General features: G+C 54.4%; 1 protein-coding gene. It reads right to left on the bottom strand.

Features of this window, described 5'->3' with window-relative positions; genetic code table 11:
- A partial coding sequence (locus tag CJZ82_RS17520; RefSeq protein ID WP_143593769.1) for a GTP-binding protein occupies positions 1–743 on the bottom strand: 743 nt, incomplete at both ends.

The raw sequence follows: 743 nt of genomic DNA, 5'->3' as shown, positions 1-743 counted from the left end.
TCCAGTGCATCAGCAACGTAGGCCACCCCCTTGGCCCGATACACGGTCGCCGGTAATTTCCGTAGTGCATCACGAAGATCTTCCAGAGCAAGCGGCTGATCTGTTTCGTAGCTCCAGGTGGTGAAAGTCTGCGAGTGATCACTAGGCTCATGCTCGCAGTGCCCACGGGTGCAGTCAGATTGCTCCAAGGAATGCAACTTGGATTCCAGCTGAACTGGATCGAATCGTCCGGCGCCCATTAACACTTCAAGTGGAACATTGCCTTGGCATGCTTCGACTAGACGGTAGCGGTGGAAGCGATCATCAAGCCATTCCTTGATCCGGTCAATCTGTGATTGCTCCACAAGGTCAACCTTGTTCAAGATCACGAGATCGGCAAAGGCAATCTGACGAATCTTGAGTTCCATCCATTCGGGAACCGCAAACACCTGCTCGGCATCAACGACGCACATGATGCTGTCCAACCGAACACTGTCGCGGATAAATTCCGCCGTAAAGGTCAGCATGATGCCGGAGGGGTCGGCCACGCCACTGGCTTCCAAAAGCAGGTAGTTGGGCCGCTCAGGTCGGTTGATCGTCTCGATTACCGTCTGGGCCAGGTCATCACGGATCGTGCAACAGATGCAACCGTTGGCCAAGCTGATGACATCACTTTCCACACCAACGACGAGCTCGGCATCGATATTGATGGATCCAAAGTCATTCACGAGAACGGCAACGCGCAGCCCGTGATTGCCGTTGAG

Source organism: Synechococcus sp. 1G10, assembly GCF_002252625.1.
Lineage (GTDB): Bacteria > Cyanobacteriota > Cyanobacteriia > PCC-6307 > Cyanobiaceae > Regnicoccus_A.
This window is presented reverse-complemented; position numbering and strand designations above follow the sequence as displayed.